Below are 23,086 nucleotides of genomic sequence, written 5' to 3'. Positions count from 1 at the left end.
GACGTCGCGTTCGCCCCGGGGATGTCATTGCAACGAACCTGTTACTTGCTCCGGCAGCTCTCCCGGCAGGTCTGGGCCTGGCTGTCACAGGCGCTCTGGCAGGGCGCGCCGAGCGTGGTCGGACATACGCGCTTGCAGGCGTCGTTCTGGCTGGCGCAGTTGGCAAAGCAGGCGTCACTGGCGGCATCGGCCAGGCGCAATTTGCCGATCGAGACGTTGCCTTGGCCTGCAGCGGCGGTTCCAATCAGCAGCAGGGACAACGCGGCACAGAGCGCGAGCTTCATGGAGACCTCCGATGATCCGGCGTGCGCGGCCGCCAAGGACGCCTATGCGCGGCGGCGGCGAGAACCGTCGCCGCTGCCTTCCGGCTTGCCAATCACGAATTCCTCGATCTTGTGACCGGTCTTGAGTGCGGCTGTCAGCCAGCGAGGCTGCTTTCCGCGACCCGACCAGGTTTCGGAAGGCTCGTCCGGATTTCGATATTTCGGGAATACGCGAGGATATTTCCGGCGCTCGCGCGGCGCACTTCGCGCCTCCGCCGATTCCGGCTGCCGCATTTCCTTCTCGCGCCGAAGTTGCGCCAGCCGCTTCTCCAACTCACGCTTTTCCGACGTCAATCGAACCGACAACACCTGACTGAGCTCCTCATGGAGCTGCCACAACTCGTCTACCGACATTCCATCGAAATTTGGCTTCTTGTTCATCCCGCTCGCGACCATCACGATTCGTAATGAACTATAAGTCCAGCGCCGGGCCTTTCCAGCAAAATTGTAGATTCGGCGGAAAATCTCCGCAGAACGCGAATTAACCGAACGTCGAGCCTAAGCCTTTCAAATATCTCTCAAATCGCGATATACGTCGGGAACTTTGCTTAAGACTTTCCTCAATTTTCGCAAGCGCAGCGATAATCACTAGACCGCAGGTAGCAAAGTTTCCTTTCGCTATCCTTCGGAACCAGCCAGTGTTTGAAAAGTCGTCAGCGAGCGCCCGGCACCTCACTTCGATCAATATGCGTTGCGCTTACGCAATACCTCGAAAAAGGTCTTGATCACGATCTGGATGTCCAGCCACAGGCTCCAGTTGTTGATATACCAGAGATCTAGTTTTACGCGTTCGGAAATGTGCTCAATCGTAGGTGTACCGCCCCGCGCTCCGTTACATTGCGCCCAACCGGTCATGCCGGGCTTGACGTGATGCCGGAAAGCATACTCGCTCAGCACCGTCTCGAAATAATTGTCGTGGGCCAGCGCATGCGGCCGCGGACCGATCAGCGACATATCTCCCTTGAGGACATTCAATAGCTGCGGCAGTTCATCGATGCTTGCCGATCGCAACAGACGGCCGATGGATGTCACCCGGGGGTCGTCGCGGGTGGCCTGCACGACAGCGGGCCCGTTTTCCTGCACGATCATGGTGCGGAACTTGAACATCATGAATTGCTTGCCATTAAATCCCTTTCGGAACTGCCGGAAAATAACCGGCCCGGGACTGTCAAGCTTGATGGCGATCGCCGTGAGCGCCATGATGGGCAGAAAGAACACCAGCGCCAGCGATGCGATGACAATATCCATCACGCGCTTGACGAAGCGCTCCGCGGCACTGAGCGGCGCGCGCTGAATTTCGATGGCCAGGACGCGCTGACGCGCCGATGACGCGTAATTCGTCAAGGTCCGAACCCGGATGTCGGGCAACAGCCGTACCGCAACCGGAAGCATCTTGACGTGCTCGCGAATGAACTCCAGCCGGCCCGCATCCTCCCAAGGCACAGCAAGCATAACTTCCCGGCAATTGTTGCGCCTGATGAAGTTTGCGGCTGCGTTGATGATGTTGACGTCGGTCGACTCCCGCGTCTCGTGGTCGTCGTCCGAACTGAGCGTGAAGCGACTGACTTCAGACGTTCCGAAGAAGACCAGGAGATCCCGCGGCTCCAATGCCGCGATCTCCTCGAAATCGCCGATCAGCACAATGTCCCGTCGGCCGATCACCCCGCGTGACACGGCGGCCGCCAGGGCCAACTTGGTCCCCTTCCTGACCGCGAGCAATCCCACCGGCGCGACAAAATAAAATACCACAAAGGCGCCGCGCGAATAATCGACACCGATCTTGAGCAGAAACGCAAAGAACGCGAGCAGCAAACCCGTCGTGAACCAGCAAATCAGTATTTCGCCGATCTCGACGCGCGGTTTGGCGCTGTCAGGAAAATCGTAATAGCCGTTCCCGCTCATGCGCAGGATGTGAATGAAACTCGCCAACAACCCGACTGCGCAATGCGGGAGAATGTTCGGCACCGAGTTTCCGACGGAAAGCTGATAACCGATGCCCCCTGCCACACTGGACAGCAGGATCACGAAGGCGTCCGCCGTCGACAAGAGATAGGGCACGGCGTTGCTGGAGAAACGAGTCGGAGGACCGCCAGCGGATTGGTCGAGTTGGCCCACCTTGTTGCCGATATCCGCTCCAATCGACATACGAAAATGCCCGCGCAGTATTACTGAAACCAACTGCCTGATTATCGGCAGGAGCCGATAAATCCGACAGACCTTCAAAGGTCTAAGTAACTCTTCGTTAATACCGGTGACCATACACTCGGCCGGAGTGCAACGCAACATTTAATCAGATTGAATGGGCCTTTAACCGTTACGGAGCGAGTTGACAAATGTTGCCCATCCTCGCCTGCGGTGCCGGCATCTATGTGGGCCTTCATTTTAATATTCTGGCGCTGCTTCCGCTCATTGTACTGGGCGCCGGCGCGTATATCGTCTCGGCCTGGGCCAACGGCCAAGGTTTGCTGGACAGTATAACTGCGGTGCTGCTTCCAATACTCACCGTTCAGGTGGGGTATTTTCTAGGCCTGACCAGTCGGCCGGCATACTTTCATTTGCGATCCCGGCTCAATATTAGGCACTCAGAGCGAGTATAATTCCAGGACTGCGATTTAAAGGCGGATTATCGGCATTTTCCGCGGCAGGCGAGCCTATTGCACCTTGCCGGCGAAATACTGCTTGAAGGCTTCCTGAACGGCGCCCAGGCCCCCCAGCTGACGATCGAGTTCCTGCGTGCGCTTTTCGCCAGTCGCCATCTGCTGTTCGTATTCCTTGATCCTGGCCGCATCCTTGGCGTCGCGCGTCAGATATTCGTCGTAGTCGGTGCCGGTAGCAAAGGCAGCCTGATCGCGCGCCGCATCGACGCGCGCACGCAAGGCATCCCTCTCCTTCCGGATTGAAGCGACCGCGGCCTCGATCGCCGCCGAAATCGAGCCTAGCCGTTCGCTGTCGGTCTGAGCATCGCGCTCCGCGGAACGAACCTTGAAAGCTCGTGCCATATCGAGTCTCCTTAGGCTTAACCGGTCTCGCTGCACTGCTCGCCGGACCGGCAGACCGCGAGACCAACGTTGGAAAAGAAGTTGTGTGCAGCCTACCGAACTGCTGTCCAATCAACAACGTTGCTTTTTTTTGGAAGAACAAAAGGCTAAATTTCCGTATGATTCGGACACTCCGGAATAGCGACGAGCGTGCAAGCGTGTAGGATTTGCCAAGCATATGCCGAGGTGACGACCGGACCGACGCAAGATGAGATTTCGACACACGTTGAAATTTGCTCTCGAACTGTTCGTGCCTGAAAGGCTCATGCACCCAGGCGGGAGCCTTGCGTCCGATCCGAAGCACGAAGCCTTGCAAGCCCCCGCGACAAGTCCCGAGATCGCGGAACACGCACCGAACGGAAAGGCTCGCCGGATCATCGAAGAGCTGGACCACGGAAAATTTGGTGGCCCCTCGTTTGGTCCGCGAACTATCGAACTGATGTCGAAAGCCCTGGAGGATGCCGAGGCTTCGTTGCAGCAACCGGCGTCCGACCACCAGCTTCGCTTGATCGCCGCAACCCTTCTGAAGGTAGCCGGCGATGGCGAGCGCGATCCGATCCGGCTGAAAGCGGCGGCAATGTCCGGCCTCGAGCCGGACGTTGGCGACGCCGATGGAACGCCGTCACCGACGATTGACGCCGAGCGCTCGCCGTAAAGGCTGGCTGCGGAGATCGCTGGTCCCGCGTGGTCAGTCGGGGCGAGTGATTTGCCACTCAAGCAGGTGGCAAGCTATAAGCTGGCCGGGCGGCTGCCTGAGCGTCTCGCCCGCTCAGCCTGGGGACAATCAAAGTGGTTCATCGTGAAGCTCCTAAATCGATCCTGGTTCACGTGCTTTTTGGGCTGAGGAAACTTCTGGGCGTTGCAACCTTTGCCCTGATCGTCGTTCTGCTCGGCCCAAAGCTGTTTGTCCTGTTCGACAATCCAAAGAACGCAACGGTTCCGGCCAAGCTGTTCGAGGCGCGCGAGTACGTCCTTGGTAAATCGGTGCCGGTGCTGCATCGCTATGTGCCGACCAACATTGCCGGCAGCGATCGCTCGGACTGGATCCTGATCGGTCTCGCCATTGTCGTTACCATTTTTTCCGGCGCCGTCGCGCAGCGCGCGCAGACCGCGCAGAACCGGCGGCTGCTGCGAAAATCGGCCCAGGCCTGGCGCCGGAAAGAGGGCGTGAAGCCGGGCTCCAGGCTCGACGCCGAACTGGAAACGACGCTCCGAATGGCGGAAAGCGACAAGGCCGTGAACCGTCAGGAGCTGTTGCGGGTATTCGCCGAAACCAAGAAGAAGCTCGACACCTTCGGCCGCGAAGTGGCTTTCCTGGCCATCGACGTGGTCGGCTCCGTGGGAATGAAGGCCGGCGAGGATCCTGCTTCCATTCAATATGACTTCGAGGAGTATCGAAAGCTCGTCGAGCGCATCTTCCGCGCCAGGGGCGTGTTGAAAACGGCATGGACGCCCGACGGCGTGATGGCATGCTTCGCCCATGTGGAAGACGCCTGCCAGTCAGGCAAGGACGTCATCAAAAGTCTCAAGGTGTTCAATAGCGAGGTAAAGCTGTCGAAAGCGGATTTCACCGTTCGCTGCGGCGTGAATGCGGGCCTGGTCTACTTCGACGATTCCACGCCGCTCGAGACGATCTCGGACCGCGTCATCGACGTCGCCGGGCACATGCAGAAAAATGCCGAGCCGAACACCGTGCTGGTGGCGCGCAAGATCATCGAGCCGTTGCGTCAGCTCGAGGAGTTCACCCACACCTCGCAAGTCATCGACGGCTACGAGGCCAGCGTCTGGCGGGATAAGGCGGCCTGAGCGAAGTCGGAGGCCGATACCGGCAAAGCCCAGAAATCATGATCGCCCCCGCCTGGACGGCCCCGAGGGCGGCCGATGGCCTGCAATAGAAGCGCATTCCCGCCTAATCTCCGCAGCCGCGATTTAAATTGAAGGCCCGCTTCGTAGAGGCGTTCTTTCCTGGCGCGCACATCAGCGCTGACCGAATGCGATGGATGAGAGCCCGGAAATATCGGCTGGAAAGAATGCGCGAGCAGCGCATTCGCGCGACCAAGAGCTGGACGATCGAACACCAACAGCATCATTAAAAATACATTCACGTGTCATATTAAAACACTAGATCGGTTGGGGGCTGGCAAACTTCGAATAAGAGCTCAGGCCAAGCCTCGGGATGCAGTCATCTACCGAGCCGTAGCGGGCCATTCAGCGCCGCCGCAGGTTCTCAACTGGAGCATACTTAAATGGTTGGCACTATCGCCAAACTATCTTGCGCTGTTCTTCTTGTTGTATCCACCGTGCCAGCCAAAGCTGTCGAGGTGACCACGAACGGCGACTTTCAATCAGGTCTGACGGGATGGACCTCGTACACCACCGCGAATGGCACGATCGCTGAGAATCCGAGCATGCCGGGCGCTCCGCAGCCGCAGAGCGCCTCTGTCGTCTCTTTCAACACGACGGGCTCCGGCGCGTCGAACGCGTTGTTCCTGAACGCGGGCAAGATCAATGGTCCCTACAATTCCTTGCCCCAAGAAGGTGGTGGCGTCTTCCAGACGTTCACGACGGCAGGCGGCTTGGCAACGTTCTCTGCCGATATCGCGCTACTTTACACCCGCACGAGCGGCACCTTCAGCCTCGGCTTGATGAGCGTCCTGCTCGACGGTGTCGTGATGGACACCTTTGACTTCGGCGCAGTCAGTTCCGGGCCGGCCACGCTGCGCAACACGCTGGACTTCACCACCAACCTGACATCAGGCCAGCACACCCTCTCGCTCCAGGCCACGCGTCTCTTCGCTCCGGCGCGTGGCGTTACCTCGCAGTACTTCGATAACGTATCGCTGGACGTGACGGCCCCCGTTCCGGAACCCTCGACCTGGGCGATGTTGATCCTTGGCTTCGTTGGTGTGGGTTTCGTGGCTTATCGCCGCCGCCGTGGCGCAACTCTTGCGGCCTGATCAGCGCTCCGATCGGGATTGAGAAGCCGCCGCACGGCGGCTTCTTTTTATGGGCCGGACGCGGCCGCGCAGCGGGTCGGGGTCGCGCCGTCGTGCCCCGCCAAATCCCCTCAGACCATATAAAAATGGCGCCATGCCGGGGTTTTACGGGGGTAACCTCCTAAAATCGCTCAAGACTTTCAATTGTGGCACATTGACCGCCGTAATATTATATTCTAGCTTTAACCTTTAATTGTTTAATTCTGTTTCCAGCGGTGGCGGCCGTGGATACCAAACACAGTTCCGATTTGAGGCGATTGCGATACGCTCTTGAGGCAGTTTCGGCGGATTTGGACGCCATTGAACAACGGCCACACCCCTCCCTGCGCATGGCTGCTGAAAACCTCGAGGGAAACCGGCGCGACGGGCTCGAGACATTCGTCAACCACTTTGTCTTCGCGGTAAAGAGCGGCGGCGTCCTGCGGTAAACCACCGGCAGCCAGCAAAGCATCGACCCTTCCACCGCCCTCGCGAAAGCGACGAAAATCCGCGGCAAGCCCCATTTCATGGCATGGCATCTTGGGCCATTACCGGTTTCCTGACTGCGCTGGGACCCGACCAAGGGGGCGGGTCCAGGCTGTTCGGTTGAGATCACCCTATGCCGGTCGATATTGTAGATATCTACCTTGAGATTCAGCAGCTTCGCAAAGCTGTCCGCAAGGCGGAACTTGACCTTGTGATTTCGCGCGCGCGTCCGCCTGACCGCTCGCTTCACACCCAGCCCGTGGATGTCCGGGGTTTGCAGACGACGGGTTCACAAACGCTTCCTTCAAAGCGGTGGATTAACTGACTGGGCTCTGGTGCGAGATCCGCCGCCGCACCGAGCTCGAAGCCTCCACTGCCAGAATGGCTTCCAGCCCGATGGTTAAACATCATACGCAAGCCGAAAAGAGCCTGCGCCAGCATTTACCATGCATCCAAGTCCGGCTCCGCATTTCCACGGTAATCTCTGAAAATCCATTTAAATCAATTGTCTGATTTAGGGTTGCGAGCTAGATTGCCGCCGATTTCTAATCGTGCCGTCCGGGCAGGGATGATGGGACGGGTATTTCGGTTGGTATTTCGTGTCGTGGGGACGATGCGATCTGTTTTTGAAAGCAAGGTATGCATCACCCTCGCAGAGAGCATTTCAGCCAGTCGACCCCTGTCCGCACCTTTGTCTTCGTCGTTGGTACCCGTCCAGAAGTCATCAAGGTGGCCCCCATCGTCCGCCGGCTGCGCGAAGCCGAATGGGCGGTCGTTCGGGTCGTGACATCAGGCCAGCAGAGCGACCTTCTCGACAGCACCCTCGCCGAATTCGACCTCCGCCCGGACCTCTCGATCCGGCATCGCAGCAATTGTCACACGCCGGCGGCCCTCGCCAGCCAGCTCCTTCGCCGGCTCGACCGCTATTGCGGGCAGGTTCGCCCCGATTGCGTTCTCGCCCAAGGCGATACGACGACCGCCTACGCGGCGTCGATCGCGGCGTTCTACCGCAAGATCGCCTTTGTGCATGTGGAAGCCGGATTGCGCACGCCAAGCCTTGACGCGCCCTTCCCCGAAGAATTTCACCGCCGTTCGATTGCCGTGTCGACATCACTTCACTGCGCGCCAACATCGGCTGCGGCACAGAACCTCGTGCGCGAGAACATTGCGCGGGAGAAGATCATCGTTTCCGGAAATACGGTGATCGACTCCTTGCTGGAAGTCGCGGCCTCGAAACCGGCGCTGCCTGCCGATTTTCCAAGGCTGCGGACCATCCTTCTCACGGCGCATCGGCGCGAGAATTTTGGCGAACCGCTGCGCGACGCATTCACCGCGATCAGGGCCTTCGTCGATCTCACCCCCGACGTCGCCGTGTATTTTCCGGTTCATCCCAATCCAAATGCACGCGAAACGGCGATCGAGATCCTTTCGGGTCACCCCCGGATCAGGCTGGTCGATCCGCTCGGCTACCGCGATGTCGTCGCCGCGATACAGAATGCCTGGTGCGTGGTGACCGATAGCGGCGGCCTTCAAGAAGAGGCGCCCGCGCTTGGCAAGCCGGTTCTGGTGTTGCGCGACGTGACCGAGAGGCCCGAGGCAGTAGCATCAGGGGTTGTCGAACTGGTCGGGACCTCACGCGATCAGGTATTCGGCGCGTTGTCCGAGTTGAACAAGAACAGCGCGAAATACACCCGCATGGCCAGGCCGGTATTTCCCTATGGGGATGGCCACGCCAGCAAGCGGATCGTCGAGGCGCTCTACCGGCAATTCGTCCTGCCGCCGCAAATGCGCTCCGCCGAAATCATCCAGCTTCACCACGCGTCCTGAGAAATGACACAAGCCCCCGCCTTCATCTTCCAATACCTCTATGTCGTCGAGATTCTGATGTTGATCGCGGCTGTGATCATCACGATCTCCAGCTTCGACGATCTGTTCGTGGACCTGCTGTACTGGACCAGCCGGCTGATGGGCACGGCGGATGCCAAGTCGAGGGAATTGCCGAGCGTGGAGATTCTCGAGCAAATCCCGGAGCGACCGATCGCTATCATGGTGCCGTGCTGGAAGGAGCACGACGTCATCTTTTCGATGCTGTCATCGAACTCCCGGCTCGTGCGCTACGAGCAGTCGCACTACTTCGTCGGCGTCTATCTGAACGATCCCCTCACCCAGGCCGAGGTGCGCAAGGCGCAAGCGCTGTACAAGAACATCCACATGGTGCTGGTGCCGCATGACGGCCCGACCAGCAAGGCCGACTGCCTTAACCAGACGATCTCGGACATCTTCATGTACGAGGCCGAGCACAAGATCAGGTTTGCGGGAATCGTGATGCACGATTCCGAGGATCTCATTCATCCGCTGGAGCTCAAGCTCTTCAACAAGCTGGTCGACGTCTACGACTTCATCCAGTTGCCGGTCTACTCATTCTCCCGGCCGATCACTTCGATGATCGCGGGCCTCTACATGGATGAGTTCGCCGAGATGCACACCAAGGACCTCGAGGTCCGCCAGCGCATCAGCGGCGTCATTCCATGTGCCGGCGTTTCCGCATGCTTCAGCCGGGAGGCGATCCAGCATCTCAACGATCAGAACCAGGGCGAGGCATTCCGGACATCGTCGTTCACGGAAGACTATGACATCGCGTTCCGCGTCTCGGAGCTCGGATTCAAGTCAGCGTTCATCGCCTATCCGGCCAGCTACGCGATCGACATCGATATCGACAGTGGCAACCCCGGCATTCTGCACCGGACCCTACCGGTGGCGACCCGCGAATTCTTCCCGTCAGGTCTCGAGGCCGCCTATCGCCAGCGTGCGCGCTGGTTGCTTGGCATCGTGTTCCAGGGCGCGCAGGAGCACGGCTGGAAAGGCTCGCTCGGGACCAAGTATTTTCTGGCGCGGGACCGAAAGGGCGTGATCACCAGCCCGGCCGTCATGCTCGCCTATTTTGCGCTCGCCAATCTGACCATCTTCGAGCTCTATCGGGCGGTGTTCGATCCCGAAAGGCAGTTTGCTTATACGCTGTTGAACCAGAACTGGGCGATGTGGCTGTTCTTTGTGAACTTCCTGTTTCTGGTCTGGCGCCTGTTCAACCGAATGACGTTCACGGGCATGATCTACAATTTACGTCACGCCCTGATGGCCGCGCCGCGACTGGTCGTCGGAAATTTTGTCAACTTCTTCGCAACCTGGCGCGCCGTGCGCATCTATATGAGTCACCGGATATCCGGCACAGCGCTGGTGTGGGACAAGACTTCCCACTCCTACCCGGTGCACATGGGCGACCTCACCCTGCCCCGGCCGGCCGTGGCTGCTGATAGCGCGGGAGCCGAATAGCCTAAGCCGCCAGCAGCGGTTTACCTTCGCGCTGCTGCGCAGCGGCCGGGCTTGGACCAAGGATGAGACGCGCGAACGAACGCGTTCCCAGGAAAGCTGCGCACACCGCGAATGCAACGAGCTGAAGGCTGGGGTAGAAAACAACCGCGCCGAGAACCAGCCAGCCCGCGGCGATGGCAAGGAAGTCGGTCAGCCCGGAGCTTTTCCCCTTGGGGGAGTCCAAACCCTGATCGAGCGCATTGGCGATCGCATCGAAGCCATCGATCGCATCCCTGCTGGTCGCACCGGCCAGTTCACGTGAAAACATCAGACACCCCCAAAAGAGCCTCTTGCGGGCTCCGGGGGCATTTGGCGGGGAGACTATTGCCCGTCGCTCAAACCGACCGTTACAGTTTTATCCAACTAGCACTTTCGCGTGCGAAGGCATTGCGCCTCCCGGGGCATGAATAATTCCAGCCCAACGCATTCGTTAGGATTTTAATAATGGCCTCCTGGAGAGGATCCACCTGATGCTCCTGGGCTTCGCCGGTGTTGGCTTCGCATATCGCCGCCGATCAAGGCTTGCCGCCGCGGCAGCCTGAGCTCTGGCTGCCTGGATTTGCGTTGATCCTCGCAGCCATCGTCAGCGGGCTAGTTGCCGGTAGATGGCCGGAAGCGCCGCCGGCAAGCGGCTGATGTTGCCGACGATGGCGTAGCCGCCGCGCCCGAACAGGGCGGGAAAGTAGGATTGGGCGCCGGCGTCGACCGTGACGCCGAACACCGCAACGCCTAGCCGCCGGGCCTCACGCACCGCCTTGCGAGTATCTTCGACCGCAAAGCGGCCTTCATAGTGATCGACGTCGTTCGGCTTGCCGTCCGTCAGCACCAGCAGCAGCTTCTTGCGCTGCGGTTGGCCGGCAAGCTCGGCGGCGGCATGGCGGATGGCCGGGCCGATACGCGTGTAGTAGCCCGGCTTGAGCGCACCGATCCGTCGCTCAACGGCAGCTCCCATCGGCTCCTCGAACGACTTAACCCCCTCGATGCGTACCCAGGATCGCCGCCGCGATGTGAAGGTCAGGATGCTGTGATGGTCCCCGCAGGCGGAAAGCCCATGCGCCAGGACGAGCAGCGCTTCCTTCTCCACGTCGAGAACGCGGTGACCATCGACCCACGTATCCGTGGAAAGCGAGACATCGACCAATAGCGTTGCCGCGAGGTCGTGCCGCTGCGGACGCATCGCCAGATGGACCCGATCGATCGATCCGCTGCCCGCCCGCAGATCGCATCGGGCGCGGACGAGCGCATCGATGTCCAGGTCGAACCCGTCTGCCTGGCCACGCATCACGTCGTGCTGCGGCCGCAGCGCCTCGAAGCGCCGCCGTACATGACGGACGTGCCTCAAAATGTTCGCATCCGGGGTCCAGCTCTCGCCGATCTCCGCCGCCTGCCCCGTCAAAACCCGGCAATGGTCCGGCAGATAAGTGCCGGTGCGATAGTCCCATTCCGGATAAAGACGACCGCTGTCGAGGCGCGTGACGTCGATGGTTTGCGGCGGCAGATCCAGGTCGAATTTCAGCCTTGTGGCAGGCTTGCCGCTGCGGCGGCCGATCGCAAGCTCGTCGAGATCATCGGCCGCCTTGCGCGCATCCTCGTCCTCACCATCGTCCGAAGGGCGATCGACATTCACCATTTCCGCCATCGCGAGTATCTTCTCGAAGCGGTTCAGGATGAACGGATCGCGCTTTCCGCCGTCGTCGGCCTCGCGGACAGCCCTGCGCTTGCGCGTATCGGGCAAGTCCGTCCCATCGCCTGGCACAGGCGCATCGTCATCCTCGACCTCTGCAGGAACGGTCGCGCGTATCCAGCAATCGCCCCACAACGGACAAGGCAGCATTGGTCGGTATCCGGGCGGCGCTTTTGCCGGCAGATCGCTGGTGCCGATCACGACTGGCCACGGCTGGCCTTGAGGAGGCGCATCGGCGTCAAGCAGCGCCAGCACGACGCGCTCTACTGCCTGCTCTACCAGCGGCAGCGATCTGCGCGGGCGCGCTTGCGCGGTTGCCGCCGACAGACGCTCGTATGAAAGGACGAGGCCAGGAAACAGCAGCTTTATTTTTTCGACCGTCTCGCGGGCACGCCGCAAGGTCACGAGATCGCGCCGCAGCGGATCGGTCTCGTCGATCGTCATCACCGGCGCTGTGGCAAACCACGCCGCCAGCCAGCGGTAGAGCAAGGCGTTGAGCTTACGGTCCGGAAACAGGGCGATGCTCTCAGGCAGAAAGACGGTTGCGCGATCGCGGCCGGGATGGTCAAGGCTCTCGTCGCCAAGGCCGATGCGCTGTCGCCAGTTGAGCCGATGGCCAGATTTTCGTGACTTGGCGCCAGCGATCTGCACGCCCGCCTCTCCACCCAGCGCGCGGAACATGACCGCAATCTGTCCCTGCACTTCCGCAAGCGTCGCGGCTTTCCCGTCATGAACGGGATAGCTCGCCGTGGTCCCCACCAGCCGATGCCAGGCGCGGCCAACCGTCTCCTCCAGTTCGAGGAAGTCGAGCATGGCTCATCCGATCACGGCTCGGGCCACGTCGAGGAGCGCGGCCTTGACATCTGCATCATCCGTGAGCGGCTCGATCATGCCGGCAAGCACGGCATCCACGATCGGAACTCCGGCTGCAATCAACGCCGCGCAGTAGACGATCAGGCGCGTCGATACGCCCTCTTCGAGATCCTGTCCCTTGAGCGCTCGCAGCCGGCCTGCGAGCGCCACCAGCGGACGCACGCGCTCCGGCGCAAGTCCGCTCTCGGCAGCGACCACCTCGATCTCCTGCTCAGCCGGAAGAAAGTCGAATTCGATCGCAACGAAGCGCTGCCGCGTGGACGGTTTCAAAGCCTTCAGCAGACTTTGATAGCCGGGGTTGTAGGACACGACCAGCATGAAGCCCGGCGGCGCGACCAGTTCCTCACGCGTGCGCTCGAGCGGCAGGATGCGGCGATCATCCGTCAACGGGTGCAGCACCACGGTAACGTCCTTGCGCGCTTCCACGACCTCATCGAGATAGCAGATGCCGCCTTCCCGCACGGCGCGGGTCAGCGGACCGTCGGTCCACACCGTATCTCCGCCCTTGAGCAGATAGCGTCCGGTAAGATCGGCCGCCGTGAGATCGTCGTGACAGGCGACAGTGTGCAGCGGCAAGGAGAGCCGAGCCGCCATGTGGGCGACGAAGCGGGTCTTGCCGCAGCCGGTCGGTCCTTTCAGCAGAACCGGTAGACGCCGCCGCCAGGCGTGCTCGAATAGGGTGCACTCGTTGCCGCTTGGGACGTAGGCCGGAATCTTGAGTGGCGCTCCGACGGCGTGAAGTACGGCCTTCATATCAAATCTCCAGCATTAAAGCGGCGGCCGGCCACGTTTATGACCGGCCGCCTGAAGCCTATTCGGCGGGTTGGAGTGCACCGGGCGCGACCGCCGGACGTTGGCGGCCCGGCACCAGAACCGCCCACACGAACATCAGGGCCGAGATCAGAACGAACACGCCGGAGCCGAGCCGGACCCAGTAGAACACCGCAAGCTGGTCCTGCACCTCCATGAAGCCCTGACCCAGCACGCGTTGCAGATGAACCTGGATCACGCCGGCGAAGGTCAGCGCGAAGGTCATCGTCATCATGGCGGTGCACATGATCCAGAAGCTCGCCATGCTGAGCCACTGATTGTACGGCGCTCTCTGGCGCAGTTGCGGGATCGCGTAGGCCATGACGGCAAGGTTCAGCATCACGTAGGCACCGAAGAACGCAAGGTGTCCGTGCGCCGCCGTCACCTGCGTGCCGTGCGTGTAGTAGTTTACCGAGGACAAAGTGTGCAGGAAGCCCCACACGCCGGCGCCGAGGAATGCCATCACGGAGCAGCCAACCGACCAGAGCAGCGCGGCCCGGTTCGGATGTTTGCGGCCTGCCTTCCAGGTCATCTGCACGGTGAAGATGACCATGGTGAAGAACGGCGCGACCTCAAGCGTGGAGAACAGCGAACCGATCCACTGCCAGTAGCCGGGCGCGCCGATCCAGTAGAAGTGATGACCGGTGCCCAGGATGCCGGAGAACAGCGCAAGGCCAATGATGACATAGAGCCACTTCTCGACCACTTCGCGATCGATTCCGTTGAGCTTGATCATCAGGAAGGCCAGCACGGAAGCCATGATGAGCTCCCAGACGCCTTCGACCCAGAGATGCACGATGTACCACCAGTACATCTTGTCGACCGCAAGATTCTTCGGAGTATAGAACGCAAACAGGAAGAAGATCGCGACGCCCCAGAGGCCGAACAACAGGATGTTGGTGACTGTCGTCTTTCTTCCCTTCAAGGCCGTCATCGTCACGTTGAAGAGGAACATGAGGCAGACGACGACGATCCCGATCTTGATCACGAACGGCTGTTCGAGGAATTCGCGGCCCTCGTGGTAATGGAAGAGATAGCCGACCACGGCGGCGCCGGCAGCGCCGAAGAACATCCAGAACTGGATCTTCGCCAGCAACGGGCTATACAGTTCGGTCTCGGTCTCCTCCGGCAGAAGATAGTAGGTCGCTCCCATGAAACCGATGAGCGACCACACGATCAACGCGTTGGTATGTATCATCCTGACGATGTTGAACGGCAGGAGAACGGACAGGGTGTTCGGAAGGACGTAGATGGTGCCGGCCAAAACGCCGAACAGCACCTGAGCAAGGAAAAGCGTCAGCGCGCCGTAGAAATACAGCATCGCGACTTTCTGGGTTTCGTATCTCATCGTGAGGTTTCCTACGGGCTGTCGGGTGGGATACTCAGCCGGCCTTGTTCGGCGGCCAGTTCTGCGTCTTGATCTTGTTGGTCCATTGCAGGAAATCGGCGAGATCGTTGAGTTCCTGATCGGTGAGGTTGAACTGCGGCATCTGCCGGCGGCCGGGCGCGCCCGATGGCTGCGCCTGCATCCACGACTTCAGGATTTCCTTGGCGGTGGCGGGATCTTCATTGCCGCCCCAGCGATCCCAGACGTTGCCGATCTCAGGCGCGAAATACGCGCCCTCGCCCAGCAGGGTATGGCAGTTGATGCAGGAGTGTTTCTCCCAGACGTGCTTGCCGCGCGCCACGGAGTCGGTCAGCGTCTTCTCGTCCGTCGACGTGGTGACCATGTAATAGTGGCTGTGCGCCGTCAGCCCGAGGAAGATCGCGAAGAAAAAGGCCGATCCGCCGTAGAAGACGTTGCGGGCCGCCGACTTGGTAAGGCGTTCAGCCATTACGGGTCCTTTCCGGTTGGTGTGCTGAATAGTTGAGCGGTCGCGTCAATCTATTCACCCGCGTCCGGCGCTCTTTGTGCCGGCGCAAGGATCCCGACGATCCCAAGCCGTTCGCGGGATTTCTCAATCAGGACAACAGGACGGAGACGGCGGAGACCGACCAGGCGAAGCCGACGATGAGCATCAGCCACGCGGTTATTAGCCCGCGCCAGATCGGCGGTGCGGTCCGTAAATCGAGATAATCGAGCAGGATTCTCCGGCCCTTGATTGCCGCAATGGCGAGAACGGTTCCATTGGCGAGCGGCAGGCCGTGGGCAGCGCCTGTGAGTGCCATGGTCGCGAAGGCGAGCGCGATCAGCGCAAGCAACGTGAGGTCCAGGCGGTCGGGCTGATACCGCATGCTTCAGCGCACCAGGTAGACGATCGGAAACATCACGATCCAGACCAGATCGACCATGTGCCAGAAAATCGTTCCCGTCTCCACATGGACCGGATCGGCTTGGCTGCACACAACCGCAAGGATGATGATTCCGAGGCAGACGTGCAGCAGGTGAAAGCCGGTCAGGAGGAAGTACAATGTGAAGAACATGCTTGTCTCGAGACCGATACCGCTGCCGATCTCGTGCGCATATTCGAAAAACTTGATCGTCACGAAAGAGCCGCCAAGCACCATCGCGAGAAGGAGCCAAAGTCGCGCATGACGGCGCGCATTCGCGCGCGCCGATGCCACTCCCTTTGCCGCCGCCCACCCGCTCGTCACCAGGACAATCGTGTTGTATCCGGCAAGCGTCGCATCGAGTGAGGTCTGGCCCGAGGCGAATATGGCAGGCTTGACCGCGTGGGCGACGATGAACGCGCCGAGGAAGAGACCGAAGGCCACGAGTTCGCTGAAGACGAGAACCCACATCATCGGGTCACCGGGGAGTCCTTCAAAGACACCCCACCCCGCCTCTTCCTGTTCGCAATCCGCAATAGACATTCGATCTCCCGATCGACGCCTATCACATCAGGCAGCACGTGCTCTTTGTCGCCGAGCAAATACGGAGACTGGACGCGGCTCTCGCAAACGCTCCTTGCGGGAGCGCAACGTCAACGGCCCATCATGGCCGCTAGATACGGCGAACCTTGGAACAATGAGGACGGAGCGCCATGAGCGACGCACAATTGAGCCTGCTGACCGCCGCACCCATCATCATCGCCTTTGCCGGCGCGCTCAGGGCGATGGGCGTCCTGTCCACGACGGCGACCGCATCTGCCGTCGGGCTGTCGGTCGCAATCGCCCTGGTGCTGTTCACGACGCAGTAGCGTCGTGTCACTCGATGAGTATCGGGGCGGCTATATCGACCCGGTCGTCCTTCGCAAGGTCGATGCCGAGCGACAGCGACCACTTCCCGCTCGCCGCGGCCGTCAAGCGGACGCGCCAGCTATCCGCTGCCACGCGCTCGGCCGCCGCGGTGACGGAGGCGATATCCTTGTCCGGATTGGACAGGGTCACGGCAAGCGCATCGACCGCAAGCGGCTTCTCATCGCTATCTTCGAGCTGCACCAGGACCTCGATCGGCCCGCTGCGGCCAGGTGAGACCGTGATGTTGGCCATCACGCGCGTTCCGCAGATATGGGTGAAGAAGGCTTCGTCGGTTGCCGCGGCCGGCGCGCGAGACGCTGCTGGCGGTCCCGGCTCCGTCGAGGCGACCTGCAATCGGGGCCCCTTGGCACCGACGCTGCCGACCTCGAAGCTCGCATCGATCTGGCCGGCGCGCTCGAAATTGAGCGAACGGGGACGCGTTGCCCTTCCTCCAACGGCGCGATCAGCCCGACAAACATAATGTGGTCCCCTCCCGGCACGAGCGTCATTGTGGCGTCAGGAGGGATCACCAGGCCGTCGTCGAGAGCCCGCATCGTCATGATGCCGTCCTGCAGGCCCATCTGATGGATCTCGACCTTGGCGGCTGCGTTGCTCGACGCCGAAAGCAGCCGGTCAGGCTGGATTCCGCGGTTCTCGATCGAGAGGTATCCGCCCGCGACTTTCGCCCCTTTCGGCGTTGCGCGGCTCCAGGCCTGCTTCACGGCGATGTCGTGGGCGGCAGCCGGCGAGGAGCCGACGAACGTCGTCAGAGCGGCGGCGATCAGCGCGATTTTGCTGAGGCGGTAAAGCATGGTGGAATCTCCGATCAGGCCGGGTTACTGCGCAAATATGGCAAATCCCGGTTTCCCTCACTTTGATCGGGCGCAAGCTGTATGGCGACAATCGCGGCGACTTTTGTCTGCCTACACACACCGACCGCACTTCAGCGTTCAACGAATCGATCCTTTGCAGAGAGAATCGTGGTGCCGGTCTCGTCGCGCGCGGTGAACACCACGTCGGCTTCCCGCGGGCTCATGGCGGTAAGCGTGACCCGGACGGCTTCGGAGCCGTCGGCCGGCACCTCGATCGGAGCCAGGCCGTCGTTGCCGACGATGGCGATCTTGGCGTCCACGCCGCTGACCGAAAGTGCATAGGTGCGCGCGACCGACGACTTGTTCAGGAGCTTGACCGTGTAGGCATTGCGTACTGATCCGTCAGAAAGCCGGACCGCCAGGGGATCGCGATCATGCTGTACCGAAAGCGCGGCGTCGGTCCTGGCCATGAACGAAAAGACGATCGCCGCCGTCAACACCAGGCACGCCACCGTCAGCCCGACAGTCTTCGGACGCACCAGCCGATTGACCGGCGGCTCGGCGCGGCGGCCGCGCTCGATATTGTCCCAGCTTTCGTAGTCGATCAGGCCGCGCGGGCGGCCAAGCTTCGACATCACGCTGTCGCAGGCGTCGACGCACAGTCCGCAATTGATACAGGCGAAGTTCGGTCCTTCGCGGATGTCGATACCGATCGGGCAGACCGTGACGCACAGATTGCAGTCGACGCAGTCTCCCGCCGGCTTGCCCTGCAAGCGGAGCTCGGCCGCCTTCTTGGCCGACATCCGCTGCTCGCCGCGATAGTCCCGGTAGTTGACCGTGAAAGCTTCCGGATCCCAGATCGCGCCTTGCAGGCGCGGCCATGGGCACATGAAGGTGCAGACCTGTTCGCGCGCGAAACCCGCCAGACCATAAGTGGTGCCGGCGAAGACGGCGATCCAGCCAAGCGCATTAGCCGAGACGTCGCCGCGCGCAAAGCTTCGCAGGAGTTCCGGCGCGTCCGTGAAGTAGAAGATCAGCGTGCCGCCGGTCGCGAATGAGATCAGGAGCCAGGCCGAATGCTTCGCGACGATCTGCATCACGCGCTTGACGCCAAGCGGCGCGTCCAGGTTCTTCAGGCGCTGGCGCCTGTCGCCCTCGATCAGCCGTTCGACGAGCAGAAATAGGTCGGTCCAGACCGTTTGCGGACAAGCGAGGCCGCACCACAGCCGCCCCGCCAGCGCGTTGGTAAGGATCAGGATGGTCGAGGCAAGAACGAGCAGCCCCGTGACCAGATAGAGGTCCTGCGGCCAGATCTCGACGAAGAAGAAGTAGAGTCGTCCATGCGCGAAGTCGAGCAGCACCGCCTGATCCGGCGCGTTCGGCCCACGGTCCCACCGCAGAAACGGCGTGATGTAGTAGATCGAGAGCGTCAGCAGTAGGACGACCCACTTGATGCGACGAATCCGTCCCTTGACGGCCTGCGGCACGACCGGTTGGCCCGTCGTTGCTGCAGCAAGCCTGCGCGTCTTCGCGTGGTCGATCTCGATGGTAAGCGCCATTTTTCCGGACTTCAATTAACTGCGGCAAAACCAAGCGAGGCCCGGACCACCGGCTCGATGCAGGAAGGTGTCCACAGAGGCTCGAACGTCATCACGATGTCGATGGAGCGGACGCCTGGTACCCGTTCGGCAGCGTTCGCTACGCCTTCCCTTAGGAAATGGATCGCGGGACATCCAGGCGTAGTCGCGGTCATCATGATGCGAACGGCGCCGTCGAGGACCGAGATGTCGTAGACGAAGCCGAGATCGACGATGTTGTAGCCAAGCTCGGGATCGATCACGACACGCAGCGCGTCGCGGATCTGCTCAACGAGTTTGTCCGTCATGGCGCCCTGACGGTCAACTCGTACGTAGCGCCATCCGGCGAAAACCCGCCAAGCCAGCGATATCCGCGCTTCTCGAGTTGCGGGAACAGGAAGACGGGCTCGCGCCGGAGCAGCGCCGACAGCGTTTCACCCGGCGCCAATTTCTCGGCAGCCGCGAGGATGCGTACCATCGGCTCCGGCGGCTCGAGGTCGCGATTGTCGAGCTGGACCATCGGTTCAGGCCAAGCGTCGAAGGTCGATGCGCGGGGGACGAACGCGGTCTGTTGGGTTTCCGCCGGCGTGAACAGCACTTCCCACTCCCCGGCATCGAGCGCCTGTGCAGAATGCGCAAATCCCTTGTCCGCCATCACGGCGAACAACGGCACTGGCTTGAACGTGGCGTAGAGGCGAAGCCCCTGCCCGGGTTCGAGCCGTTCGAGCGCGGACATGATGACCGAGAACGGCTCGCCACCTGCGCGCAGGATCGGACGGACGTCGACATCGATATATTCAATCATGCTTCCTCCTTTCGTTTGATCGTCAACTTCTGGCAAACAGCAGATGCGGCGCGCAGGCGCCGTCCGGCAGCCGCAGCGGACTCTGGACGTCCGCAAGCTGGCGCGTTCGGATCACCTCGCGAATAATGCCGACGATGCCGATCATCATCATCGCCGAGGCCGCGCGGAATGCCCAAGCTTGATCGGCGAGCAACATCAGCGTGCCGAACCACACAGCCATGTGGTAGATTACGAACCACTTCGATGCCCTCTCCTCCGCAACCAGATCCTGAACGCGCGGTGTTGGCGCGCGTCCCATCACGGGCCCGTAGGTCTCGAGCCAGGTCAGGAACGCCACGATCTTGTAGAGCTTGGCAAGGACGAGACCCGACAGCCAGCCAAAGACAACGAGAAAGACGAAAGCGCCGACCTGCGCGGCGAAAGCGCCGGTCAGGATGAGCAGCACACCCAGCAATGCCGTCGCCGCGAGACTGACGAAGGACAGTACGGCCATCCGCGTGTTAAGCTCGAGTTGACGCCGCTTGCGGCTGCGGAAGATTCCGCTCACGTCGCGCCCATATAGAGCAATCGTCGCGAGGCCAAGGGCTGCGACCACCGACAACACGGCGTTCAATCCGGAAGAGAGCCAGATCGCGAAGATGCCTCCGACCACCGCGACGGTGATGGCAAATACACCGGCTGCCAAGGTCCAACTACTATTCCTGTCGTCGACATCGGGCGCGAGCATGAACATGGATAGCAGCCGATAGCTCACACCCATCGCCGTCAACGTCAGCCAGCCGCCAAGGCCGGCGATCGCATGCAGCGGAACCCCGCTCGCCAGTATCGTTTCCCCGATCGAGCCCGCCCATCCCGCATGCGCAAATGCGAAGATCGCGCCGAAGGTGACGGTGGCACAGAGCGAAGCCAACCCTGCCAGGACAAAGCGTGCCGGGCCGGCCGGCCGCTGCCATGCCGTCAATCCGAGATCGACAACGATCAGGCCGAACCCGGCGGTCAGCAGCACGGCGCCAACCGGTAGAAGCCAGTGCCAGGCGGGAAGCCGGCCGCCCAATCCCAAAAAACCCGCGAGCAGCGCGACCAGACCCGCGGTCAACAGGCCAAGCGCCGGCAATGCCCACTTCTCCGAATACAGCGGCTTTGCCACGAGCACAGGCACGAACTGGAGCAGCGCGCCGCACATCGCCAGGCTGAGCCAGCCGATGCAGACCACATGTACCAGAACGAGCGTATCGGGCGATGCCAGATGCGCCGCCGGAAAGCCGACGCGCGCGACCATCAGCGCCAGCGCCACGAACAACCACGCGAGCGCCATCGCGAAGTAGCTCATCGTCCATCGTGATATGCTGGCGCCGATCATCGTACCTCTTCAGAACTTGCGCGCGCGGCACAACAGCGGGGCGTAGACGACCGCGAAGCCGAGAAACGCCCCCGCCCAGGCAACGCCCGCAACCATCAAAAGCGGAATCGCATGGCTCGGTTCGAGCGCCGCACATATCCGCGCCAGCGCGGCGACGACGATCGACGCGTAGACGAGCTGGGTAGCGACGGACGCCGAAAGTGCCTGGCCCGTGTGGCCGAGCGATGCACGGGTCATCACCGCGATCGTCATCGAACCGATTGCGCCGCCGGTCCAGGCATGGATCCCGACGCTCGGGGCGACGAGGTCCACGGCAGCCAGCGCCGCGAGAAGGAAACCGGCCGGTACGAACGCGTAAGCCACATGTAGGATCAGCACGAGGCGGTCTGACACGGTGCGATGGCCGGCCCAGCGCGCCAGGCGCACGAGGTGGAGCAAACCGGCGCCGCCGAGCACGGCTGCGACGAAACGGTTCGAAGGCGCCGCGACCCACGCGATCATGGCGCAGACGCCCACAACCATCGTGATCGCATCGAAGCGATCGAAGGGCACGGGCAGCCGTCCCGGTTCACGGCGCGCCAGCCAATTGCGCGTAAAACTCGGAACGATCCGCCCGCCGATCACGCAGACCAGCGTGACCACGAGGCCGACACCGAGGCGCGTGGAATATTCCGTCACACCACCAAGATGCGCCTCGACATGAAACGCGATGTTGACGATGGCCAGCAGCGAGATGATGCCGACCACCTTCAGATTGTTCCACTTGCGGCCGGCAACGATCTCGCGCGCGGCCGCGCCAGCGAGCAACGCGAGAAAGGCAGCATCGACCGCCAGCGCGATTTCCCAGCCGATCAAGCCGGAGAATGTCACAGCCAACCGCCCGGCGAGCCAGGTGGCAAACAGGATCGCAAGCGGAACACCCTGGATCGGAAGCCAGCCCGTCCAGTTCGGCACCGCCGTCAGAAGAAAGCCCGCGATCACGGCGCCGACATAGCCGAACAGCATCTCATGGACATGCCAGTCTCGCGGCGTGAAGGCGCTCGGCAGCGCGACATGGCCGGCGAATACCGCAAGCCACAGGGGAACCGTCGCGCCGGCATAGATGGCGCCGAACAGAAAGAACGGCCGGAAGCCGTAGGAAAACAGCGCCGGTCCCCGATAGGCCCTCAATTTCTGCATCGTCGCCATGGGTGATCTCTGTTCATTCGCCGTAATCATAAGCCGTTCCGGCGCCCGCTCTTTGTCGAAGCACAAATTGCAGCATTGTTGGGCGGGGTGTTTGATCTCCGACAAAGACCGCACTGCTTCCCGCCTGCATTGTTGGTTCCACGATCAACGGAGGATGCGATGCGGATTTTCGAGAGATTGCGAGGGCGAAGTCGGAACGATAGCGCTATCGAACGCAAGCTTTTCGAGGTCATCACCGACGACCTTCTCCGGAAGCTGGAGGACGAAACCTCGATCCCGCCCCATGCCGGGAGCAAAGCTGATTGCTGTTCCTGTTGCTCGGCCGAAACGGGGGCGCCTCAGCAAGTGACCTTGCGCTAGATCAATATGCGCCCGCTGCTTCGGCGACAGATCATCGCCGATGTGCAGCGCTGCCTTGCGCGACGGCTGGCTTCCGATTGCGCTTGCCCCCGATGACTGCGACCTCGATCTCGGCCAGGTCTGCACCGCCGGGATCGAGGCGCTGCGTTTTCCATGCCGACGCAAATCAGGCATCTGGTACAATGTCTGGACGGATGAGCCCCTGCTCATCCATCCGACCCATTGGAAAAGCTGGCGCGCGTAGAC

27 protein-coding genes are annotated in these 23,086 nt (G+C 61.3%); 8 read left to right on the top strand and 19 right to left on the bottom strand.

Features of this window, described 5'->3' with window-relative positions:
- Positions 1-41: 41 nt before the first annotated feature.
- From CQ12_RS25055 to CQ12_RS25045, 3 genes are all read right to left on the bottom strand, one after another.
- A complete protein-coding gene (locus CQ12_RS25055; RefSeq protein WP_063799811.1) occupies positions 42-284 on the bottom strand; it encodes a hypothetical protein in 243 nt (80 codons plus the stop codon).
- Positions 285-326: 42 nt separating this feature from the next.
- On the bottom strand, positions 327-704 hold the full coding sequence (locus CQ12_RS25050; protein ID WP_057837986.1) for an H-NS histone family protein: 378 nt from the start codon (positions 702-704) through the stop codon (positions 327-329).
- A 300-nt stretch (positions 705-1,004) separates the two neighbouring features.
- Entirely contained in the window at positions 1,005-2,468 is a 1,464-nt protein-coding gene (locus CQ12_RS25045; protein WP_083519474.1) for an undecaprenyl-phosphate glucose phosphotransferase, read from the bottom strand.
- A gap of 188 nt (positions 2,469-2,656) precedes the next feature.
- Between CQ12_RS25045 and CQ12_RS25040 the strand changes: the two genes are divergently transcribed.
- A complete protein-coding gene (locus CQ12_RS25040) occupies positions 2,657-2,920 on the top strand; it encodes a hypothetical protein (RefSeq protein ID WP_057837962.1) in 264 nt (87 codons plus the stop codon).
- A gap of 54 nt (positions 2,921-2,974) precedes the next feature.
- Here CQ12_RS25040 and CQ12_RS25035 read toward each other — a convergent pair whose 3' ends face one another.
- A complete protein-coding gene (locus CQ12_RS25035) occupies positions 2,975-3,322 on the bottom strand; it encodes a hypothetical protein (protein ID WP_057837961.1) in 348 nt (115 codons plus the stop codon).
- A 478-nt stretch (positions 3,323-3,800) separates the two neighbouring features.
- On the opposite strand from CQ12_RS25035, the gene CQ12_RS44165 reads away from it, so the two are divergent.
- From CQ12_RS44165 to CQ12_RS25020, 3 genes are all read left to right on the top strand, one after another.
- Complete coding sequence (locus CQ12_RS44165) at positions 3,801-4,016, top strand: hypothetical protein (protein WP_157088473.1); 216 nt, start codon at positions 3,801-3,803, stop codon at positions 4,014-4,016.
- Between the two features lie 134 nt (positions 4,017-4,150).
- The gene (locus CQ12_RS25025) at positions 4,151-5,167 is read left to right on the top strand and encodes a hypothetical protein (protein WP_157088471.1); all 1,017 of its coding nucleotides are present in this window, start codon (positions 4,151-4,153) and stop codon (positions 5,165-5,167) included.
- Between the two features lie 440 nt (positions 5,168-5,607).
- A complete protein-coding gene (locus CQ12_RS25020) occupies positions 5,608-6,318 on the top strand; it encodes a PEPxxWA-CTERM sorting domain-containing protein (RefSeq protein WP_083519473.1) in 711 nt (236 codons plus the stop codon).
- Between the two features lie 236 nt (positions 6,319-6,554).
- On the opposite strand, the gene CQ12_RS44160 is transcribed toward CQ12_RS25020, so the two are convergent.
- Positions 6,555-6,860, bottom strand: a complete 306-nt coding sequence (locus CQ12_RS44160; protein WP_157088470.1) for a hypothetical protein — start codon at positions 6,858-6,860, stop codon at positions 6,555-6,557.
- Positions 6,861-7,461: 601 nt separating this feature from the next.
- Between CQ12_RS44160 and wecB the strand changes: the two genes are divergently transcribed.
- Both wecB and CQ12_RS25010 read left to right on the top strand, forming a co-directional pair.
- Positions 7,462-8,649: a non-hydrolyzing UDP-N-acetylglucosamine 2-epimerase gene (wecB, locus tag CQ12_RS25015; protein WP_057837957.1), complete on the top strand. Its 1,188-nt coding sequence runs from the start codon at positions 7,462-7,464 to the stop codon at positions 8,647-8,649.
- 3 nt (positions 8,650-8,652) lie between these two features.
- Positions 8,653-10,152 carry a glycosyl transferase family protein gene (locus tag CQ12_RS25010; protein ID WP_057837956.1) on the top strand — a complete coding sequence of 500 codons (1,500 nt, stop codon included), beginning with the start codon at positions 8,653-8,655 and terminating at the stop codon, positions 10,150-10,152.
- A gap of 1 nt (position 10,153) precedes the next feature.
- On the opposite strand, the gene CQ12_RS25005 is transcribed toward CQ12_RS25010, so the two are convergent.
- The 7 genes from CQ12_RS25005 to CQ12_RS24975 form a co-directional block, all read right to left on the bottom strand.
- On the bottom strand, positions 10,154-10,459 hold the full coding sequence (locus CQ12_RS25005; protein ID WP_057837955.1) for a hypothetical protein: 306 nt from the start codon (positions 10,457-10,459) through the stop codon (positions 10,154-10,156).
- A gap of 315 nt (positions 10,460-10,774) precedes the next feature.
- Complete coding sequence (locus tag CQ12_RS25000; protein ID WP_057837954.1) at positions 10,775-12,688, bottom strand: nitric oxide reductase activation protein NorD; 1,914 nt, start codon at positions 12,686-12,688, stop codon at positions 10,775-10,777.
- A gap of 3 nt (positions 12,689-12,691) precedes the next feature.
- Entirely contained in the window at positions 12,692-13,501 is an 810-nt protein-coding gene (locus tag CQ12_RS24995; RefSeq protein ID WP_057837953.1) for a CbbQ/NirQ/NorQ/GpvN family protein, read from the bottom strand.
- Positions 13,502-13,559: 58 nt separating this feature from the next.
- Complete coding sequence (locus CQ12_RS24990) at positions 13,560-14,906, bottom strand: cbb3-type cytochrome c oxidase subunit I (protein WP_057837952.1); 1,347 nt, start codon at positions 14,904-14,906, stop codon at positions 13,560-13,562.
- 34 nt (positions 14,907-14,940) lie between these two features.
- The gene (locus CQ12_RS24985; protein WP_057837951.1) at positions 14,941-15,393 is read right to left on the bottom strand and encodes a c-type cytochrome; all 453 of its coding nucleotides are present in this window, start codon (positions 15,391-15,393) and stop codon (positions 14,941-14,943) included.
- 127 nt (positions 15,394-15,520) lie between these two features.
- Entirely contained in the window at positions 15,521-15,793 is a 273-nt protein-coding gene (locus CQ12_RS24980) for a cytochrome C oxidase subunit IV family protein (RefSeq protein WP_057837950.1), read from the bottom strand.
- Between the two features lie 3 nt (positions 15,794-15,796).
- The gene (locus CQ12_RS24975; RefSeq protein ID WP_057837949.1) at positions 15,797-16,372 is read right to left on the bottom strand and encodes a cytochrome c oxidase subunit 3 family protein; all 576 of its coding nucleotides are present in this window, start codon (positions 16,370-16,372) and stop codon (positions 15,797-15,799) included.
- Between the two features lie 170 nt (positions 16,373-16,542).
- On the opposite strand from CQ12_RS24975, the gene CQ12_RS45225 reads away from it, so the two are divergent.
- Positions 16,543-16,698, top strand: coding sequence for a hypothetical protein (locus CQ12_RS45225; protein WP_198164252.1), 156 nt, complete (start codon positions 16,543-16,545; stop codon positions 16,696-16,698).
- Between the two features lie 7 nt (positions 16,699-16,705).
- Here the strand turns inward: CQ12_RS45225 and CQ12_RS46645 are convergent, their stop codons facing one another.
- The 7 genes from CQ12_RS46645 to CQ12_RS24940 all read right to left on the bottom strand — a co-directional run bounded on the left by CQ12_RS46645 (position 16,706) and on the right by CQ12_RS24940 (position 22,480).
- Entirely contained in the window at positions 16,706-16,990 is a 285-nt protein-coding gene (locus CQ12_RS46645; protein ID WP_057837948.1) for a hypothetical protein, read from the bottom strand.
- Positions 16,990-17,550: a copper chaperone PCu(A)C gene (locus tag CQ12_RS24965; protein WP_057837947.1), complete on the bottom strand. Its 561-nt coding sequence runs from the start codon at positions 17,548-17,550 to the stop codon at positions 16,990-16,992. The genes CQ12_RS46645 and CQ12_RS24965 overlap by 1 nt, the downstream gene beginning before the upstream one ends.
- 131 nt (positions 17,551-17,681) lie before the next feature.
- Positions 17,682-19,109, bottom strand: a complete 1,428-nt coding sequence (gene ccoG / locus CQ12_RS24960; protein WP_057837946.1) for a cytochrome c oxidase accessory protein CcoG — start codon at positions 19,107-19,109, stop codon at positions 17,682-17,684.
- A gap of 11 nt (positions 19,110-19,120) precedes the next feature.
- A complete protein-coding gene (locus CQ12_RS24955; RefSeq protein ID WP_057837945.1) occupies positions 19,121-19,435 on the bottom strand; it encodes a metal-sulfur cluster assembly factor in 315 nt (104 codons plus the stop codon).
- Positions 19,432-19,932, bottom strand: a complete 501-nt coding sequence (locus tag CQ12_RS24950; protein WP_057837944.1) for a DUF2249 domain-containing protein — start codon at positions 19,930-19,932, stop codon at positions 19,432-19,434. The genes CQ12_RS24955 and CQ12_RS24950 overlap by 4 nt, the downstream gene beginning before the upstream one ends.
- A gap of 22 nt (positions 19,933-19,954) precedes the next feature.
- Entirely contained in the window at positions 19,955-21,262 is a 1,308-nt protein-coding gene (locus tag CQ12_RS24945; protein ID WP_057837943.1) for a hypothetical protein, read from the bottom strand.
- A 39-nt stretch (positions 21,263-21,301) separates the two neighbouring features.
- Positions 21,302-22,480, bottom strand: coding sequence for an NnrS family protein (locus tag CQ12_RS24940; RefSeq protein ID WP_057837942.1), 1,179 nt, complete (start codon positions 22,478-22,480; stop codon positions 21,302-21,304).
- A 415-nt stretch (positions 22,481-22,895) separates the two neighbouring features.
- On the opposite strand from CQ12_RS24940, the gene CQ12_RS24930 reads away from it, so the two are divergent.
- On the top strand, positions 22,896-23,084 hold the full coding sequence (locus CQ12_RS24930) for a hypothetical protein (RefSeq protein WP_245310114.1): 189 nt from the start codon (positions 22,896-22,898) through the stop codon (positions 23,082-23,084).
- The last annotated feature ends 2 nt before the right edge of the window (positions 23,085-23,086 follow it).

The sequence above is a fragment of the Bradyrhizobium jicamae genome (assembly GCF_001440395.1).
Taxonomy (GTDB): Bacteria; Pseudomonadota; Alphaproteobacteria; order Rhizobiales; family Xanthobacteraceae; genus Bradyrhizobium; species Bradyrhizobium jicamae.
Note: the sequence above shows the minus strand (reverse complement) of the source record. Positions and strands in the feature narration are given on the sequence as shown.

Coding starts and splice junctions, on each gene's coding strand:
- CQ12_RS24945 (WP_057837943.1), bottom strand. CDS start 21,262: ATGAGCTACTTCGCGATGGCGCTCGCGTGGTTGTTCGTGGCGCTGGCG.
- CQ12_RS25050 (WP_057837986.1), bottom strand. CDS start 704: ATGAACAAGAAGCCAAATTTCGATGGAATGTCGGTAGACGAGTTGTGG.
- CQ12_RS24995 (WP_057837953.1), bottom strand. CDS start 13,501: ATGAAGGCCGTACTTCACGCCGTCGGAGCGCCACTCAAGATTCCGGCC.
- CQ12_RS24940 (WP_057837942.1), bottom strand. CDS start 22,480: ATGGCGACGATGCAGAAATTGAGGGCCTATCGGGGACCGGCGCTGTTT.
- wecB (WP_057837957.1), top strand. CDS start 7,462: ATGCATCACCCTCGCAGAGAGCATTTCAGCCAGTCGACCCCTGTCCGC.
- CQ12_RS25045 (WP_083519474.1), bottom strand. CDS start 2,468: ATGTCGATTGGAGCGGATATCGGCAACAAGGTGGGCCAACTCGACCAA.
- CQ12_RS25020 (WP_083519473.1), top strand. CDS start 5,608: ATGGTTGGCACTATCGCCAAACTATCTTGCGCTGTTCTTCTTGTTGTA.
- CQ12_RS24965 (WP_057837947.1), bottom strand. CDS start 17,550: ATGCTTTACCGCCTCAGCAAAATCGCGCTGATCGCCGCCGCTCTGACG.
- CQ12_RS24990 (WP_057837952.1), bottom strand. CDS start 14,906: ATGAGATACGAAACCCAGAAAGTCGCGATGCTGTATTTCTACGGCGCG.
- CQ12_RS25055 (WP_063799811.1), bottom strand. CDS start 284: ATGAAGCTCGCGCTCTGTGCCGCGTTGTCCCTGCTGCTGATTGGAACC.
- CQ12_RS45225 (WP_198164252.1), top strand. CDS start 16,543: ATGAGCGACGCACAATTGAGCCTGCTGACCGCCGCACCCATCATCATC.
- CQ12_RS24955 (WP_057837945.1), bottom strand. CDS start 19,435: ATGACGGACAAACTCGTTGAGCAGATCCGCGACGCGCTGCGTGTCGTG.
- CQ12_RS24975 (WP_057837949.1), bottom strand. CDS start 16,372: ATGTCTATTGCGGATTGCGAACAGGAAGAGGCGGGGTGGGGTGTCTTT.
- CQ12_RS25035 (WP_057837961.1), bottom strand. CDS start 3,322: ATGGCACGAGCTTTCAAGGTTCGTTCCGCGGAGCGCGATGCTCAGACC.
- CQ12_RS25040 (WP_057837962.1), top strand. CDS start 2,657: ATGTTGCCCATCCTCGCCTGCGGTGCCGGCATCTATGTGGGCCTTCAT.
- CQ12_RS24985 (WP_057837951.1), bottom strand. CDS start 15,393: ATGGCTGAACGCCTTACCAAGTCGGCGGCCCGCAACGTCTTCTACGGC.
- CQ12_RS46645 (WP_057837948.1), bottom strand. CDS start 16,990: ATGGCCAACATCACGGTCTCACCTGGCCGCAGCGGGCCGATCGAGGTC.
- ccoG (WP_057837946.1), bottom strand. CDS start 19,109: ATGGCGCTTACCATCGAGATCGACCACGCGAAGACGCGCAGGCTTGCT.
- CQ12_RS25005 (WP_057837955.1), bottom strand. CDS start 10,459: ATGTTTTCACGTGAACTGGCCGGTGCGACCAGCAGGGATGCGATCGAT.
- CQ12_RS24950 (WP_057837944.1), bottom strand. CDS start 19,932: ATGATTGAATATATCGATGTCGACGTCCGTCCGATCCTGCGCGCAGGT.
- CQ12_RS25000 (WP_057837954.1), bottom strand. CDS start 12,688: ATGCTCGACTTCCTCGAACTGGAGGAGACGGTTGGCCGCGCCTGGCAT.
- CQ12_RS44160 (WP_157088470.1), bottom strand. CDS start 6,860: ATGGGGCTTGCCGCGGATTTTCGTCGCTTTCGCGAGGGCGGTGGAAGG.
- CQ12_RS24980 (WP_057837950.1), bottom strand. CDS start 15,793: ATGCGGTATCAGCCCGACCGCCTGGACCTCACGTTGCTTGCGCTGATC.
- CQ12_RS44165 (WP_157088473.1), top strand. CDS start 3,801: ATGTCGAAAGCCCTGGAGGATGCCGAGGCTTCGTTGCAGCAACCGGCG.
- CQ12_RS25010 (WP_057837956.1), top strand. CDS start 8,653: ATGACACAAGCCCCCGCCTTCATCTTCCAATACCTCTATGTCGTCGAG.